Annotated in this window: 3 protein-coding genes; all 3 read right to left on the reverse strand. The window is 63.3% G+C overall.

What is annotated here, in order from left to right:
* Positions 1 to 710: phosphate ABC transporter permease subunit PstC (pstC, locus tag EN993_RS33255; RefSeq protein WP_127265995.1), on the reverse strand; the 710-nt coding region annotated here is incomplete at its 3' end.
* A 69-nt stretch (positions 711 to 779) separates the two neighbouring features.
* Positions 780 to 1835, reverse strand: coding sequence for a phosphate ABC transporter substrate-binding protein PstS (pstS, locus tag EN993_RS33260; protein WP_109665098.1), 1056 nt, complete (start codon positions 1833 to 1835; stop codon positions 780 to 782).
* 513 nt (positions 1836 to 2348) lie between these two features.
* Positions 2349 to 3336: response regulator (locus tag EN993_RS33265; protein ID WP_164757973.1), on the reverse strand; the 988-nt coding region annotated here is incomplete at its 5' end.

The following is a 3336-nucleotide window of genomic DNA, read 5'->3' on the forward strand; positions in this document are numbered from 1 at the left end:
ATGCCGATCCTGGTGTAGGGGATAACCACGCGGCGGGTCACTTCCCAGGTCGTGCAGCCGATACCGTAGGCCGACTCCTTCAGCACCGGCGGCACTGTGTCGAAGACGTCCTTGGTGATCGAGGTGATGAAGGGCAGCACCATGATGGCCAGGATCAGCGACGAGGTCAGCAGGCCGATACCGTAGGGGGGACCGGCAAACAGGCTGTTAAGGCCGGGAATGCCGTGGAACACGCCGATGATGAAGGGCTGCACGGTCGTCTGCAGGAACGGCGCCAGCACGAACAGGCCCCAGATGCCGTAGATGATCGAGGGGATGCCGGCGAGCAACTCGACCGCCATGCCGATCGGCCGCCGCAGCGGGCGCGGGCAAAGCTCGGTGAGAAAGATGGCGATGCCGATGCCGAGCGGCACGGCAATCAGGATGGCGATGGCGGACGTGATGATGGTGCCGTAGATCGGCGCCAGCGCACCGAATTTCTCCGTCACCGGGTTCCAGCTTTCGCTGGTCAGGAAGGAGAAGCCGAAGGTCGACAGGGCTTGCCAGGATCCGGCAAACAGCGAGATCGCAACGCCGCCGAGCAGGACCAGCACCAATATGGCAGCGGCCCGGGTCATCCCGTGGAAAATCGAGTCCGTCAGCGCGAACCGTCTGACAATCGCGTCGCGCGAACCTCGAATGGCTGGCAAGGCTTCCTGGACAGCGCTCATGTGAAGCTCGGCTCTTTGTGTTGAGGGACGAATAAGGAGCGCCGCGGCGCGGCGCTCCTTTGGAGGATGTTATTCGCCAGCGTAGACGGGCTTGCCGTCGGCTTGGATGTCAGCCTTCCAGGAGGTCTTGATCAGGTCGACGACGCTATCGGGGATCGAGACATAGTCGAGCGCCTTGGCGGTTTCCTTGCCGTCCTTGTAGGCCCAGGCAAAGAATTTCAGCGCTTCACCGGTTGCGGCAGCATCGTCCGGAACCTTGTGGATCAGCACCCAGGTCGAGGCAGCGATCGGCCAGGTGGTGTCGCCGGGCTCGTTGGTGATGATGACGTTGAAGTTTTTCGCGCCCTTGAAGTCGGCATTCGAAGCAGCCGCGCCGAAGGATTCGAGCGACGGCTCGACGACCTTGCCGGCGGCATTCACCAACTTGGAGTAGGACAGGTTGTTTTGCTTGGCATAGGCATACTCGACGTAGCCGATGCCGCCGTCGGTCTGCTTGACGGTGTTGGCAACGCCTTCACTGCCCTTGGCGCCGACGCCGGTCGGCCATTCGACCGCCGTGTCCGAACCGATCTTGTCCTTCCAGTCGGGCGACAGCTTGACCAGGTAGTTGGTGAAGTTGAAGGTCGTGCCCGAGCCGTCCGAGCGATGGACAACGGCGATCGCCGTCGATGGCAGGGTCAGGGTCGGGTTCAGTGCCTTGATCGCGGCGTCGTCCCAGGTGGTGATGGCGCCGAGGTAGATCTGAGCGATCGTCTTGCCGTCAAGGACGAGTTCGCCCGGCTTGACGCCGGTCAGGTTGACGATCGGCACGATGCCGCCCATCACCATTGGAAACTGCACGAGGCCGTTCTTTTCCAGGTCGGCGTCGGACATCGGCTTGTCGGTGGCGCCGAAGGTCACGGTCTTGGCGATGACCTGCTTGATGCCGCCGCCTGAACCGATCGACTGGTAGTTGAGGCCGATGCCGGTGTCTTTCTTGTAGGTGTCGGCCCACTTGGCGAACACCGGATAAATGAAGGTCGAGCCGGCGCCGGAAAGATCAGCTGCCATTGCCGCGGAAAGGGTGAAAGTAGACGCCGTAGCCATTGCGATCGCAACGGCCGCCGAGCGGATGAAATGTCTCATGTGGCCTGCTCCTGTTCGGAAGATGGTCTCTCGGCGCCATTCCTCTCGGCGCCCGCTGAGGCCAATAGCCTTCGATTATTACAGTCGCATGACAGTTTGATGTCACCCCGGTAACGCGTCATTGGGGTGAGGAAAACGCCGGCCAGCCGGCACTCCCGATTGAGCCCGGCTTTGCTCCCGGAATCAGGCACTTGCGCCGTTTCAGGCCGAGACCGGCCCGCAGTTTCGGGACTGCCGCCTCGGCAAAGAAAATCCGGACGGGAGCGCGTTGCTCTCGGCCAGACGGTGTCGTGGCCGGGCCATCGCCGAAAACAGGTCCGTTGGGGTAGGTTGACGCTGTCTCATGCCGGCGGTCGCTGCTCCCGCCCGTAACTGGGAAGAGCGGAATTCGAATATGGTTATTGTCTCGATTAGGCACAGTTTTGATATGGTGCGATCGCACCATGGTGCTGCGCACGGGACGCGTCGCGAATCTCCGCATAGTTTCTCGCCAACAGGTGCGACGAGAGCCCCTTACCCGGCGTTGCGCTGAGCCTGGCGGCTGGCGCCGACCCAGCGCTCGACCTTCTCGAGCAGGGCTCGGGGACTGATCGGCTTGGGCAGATAGTCGTCCATGCCGGCCTCCAGGCAGCGCTCGCGATCGCCCTTCAGCGCATGCGCGGTGACGCCGACGATCGGCACATGCGCGCCGGTTTCTTCCTCCAGCCGGCGAATGGCGGCGGTTGCCTCGAGCCCGTTCATCTCCGGCATCGAGACATCCATCAGGATCATGCACGGATTGAGCCGGCCGAAGGCGTCGAGCGCCTTGCGGCCATTGCCGACGATCTCGAAACCATAACCGGTCTCACCGAGAATCTGGGTGAACACCATCTGGTTCACCTCATTATCCTCGGCCACCAGGATGTCCAACCTGTCGCCGCCACCCGCCACGGGTGGCCGGGGGCGAATCAAAGGCGGCTGCAGCAGCGCCCGCTGTTCAGACGGCGCCGAGGGCTGTGGCCGCACCACATTGCTCGCAGCGACGTCCGCTGCGAGCGGCAGCGCGTCGCTGCCGCTCGTGTTGTGGCGATGCCGCTGGATGGTGGCGACCAGCGTTTCCAGCAGCACCGAAGAGCGCGCGGGCTTGATCAGCTGGGCATCGATGCCAAGATCGCGATAGCTGGTGTTGGCGAGCGACTGGTCGACCGAGGTCAGCATGATGATCGGCGTGCCGGCAAGGCCGGCAGTGTTGCGCACGATCCGCGCCATTTCGGCGCCGCTCATCTCAGGCATCTGGTAGTCGAGCACGACGCAATCGACCGGCACGCCATAGGCGGCGGCGGCGATCAGCACCTTGAGGCCCTCGGCGCCGCTTTCGGCCGCGCAGGAATCGAACGTCCACGATGTCATCTGCTCCGTCAGGATGGCCCTGTTGACGGCATTGTCGTCGACGATCAGCACACGCGCGCCGGTCACGTCGATCGGCGTTATACGCTGCCCGTTCTGCTGTCCGGCCCTCGGC

Origin of the sequence: Mesorhizobium sp. M7D.F.Ca.US.004.01.2.1 (assembly GCF_003997785.1) — a bacterium.
In the GTDB taxonomy this organism is placed as follows: domain Bacteria; phylum Pseudomonadota; class Alphaproteobacteria; order Rhizobiales; family Rhizobiaceae; genus Mesorhizobium; species Mesorhizobium loti.

What these genes read in the sequence shown, in the direction of transcription:
- pstS (WP_109665098.1), bottom strand. Translation starts at nt 1,835, where the DNA reads ATGAGACATTTCATCCGCTCGGCGGCCGTTGCGATCGCAATGGCTACG.